Raw genomic sequence first — 286 nt, 5'->3', positions numbered from 1 at the left:
GTTGTCCATTCGGACCGGACCGAGGAGACTGGAGTTACCACGCTTCAGCATCCATCGGAGGATCCGAATGAACATCCACAAGAATGCCCGTCTCACACCGCTGCGTCGAGAGGAGATGGCGCTGTCGGTGATAGAAGGCGCTTTCTCCAAAGCCCATGCGGCGCGTGTCTACGGCGTGTCGGCCAAGATCGTGGCGCGCTGGGTCGAGCGCTACAAGTCCGAAGGGCGGGCCGGCATGATCGACCGTTCCTCGCGGCCCGCCCATATGCCGCAGGCCACCGCTGCG

Annotated in this window: 1 protein-coding gene; it reads left to right on the top strand. The window is 63.6% G+C overall.

Annotated elements, in window-relative coordinates:
* Positions 1-67: 67 nt before the first annotated feature.
* On the top strand, positions 68-286 hold a 219-nt coding region (locus tag EN846_RS34675), incomplete at its 3' end, for a leucine zipper domain-containing protein (protein WP_145971991.1).

The organism is Mesorhizobium sp. M4B.F.Ca.ET.203.01.1.1, assembly GCF_004791025.1.
GTDB classification, from domain to species: Bacteria; Pseudomonadota; Alphaproteobacteria; order Rhizobiales; family Rhizobiaceae; genus Mesorhizobium; species Mesorhizobium abyssinicae.
This window is presented reverse-complemented; position numbering and strand designations above follow the sequence as displayed.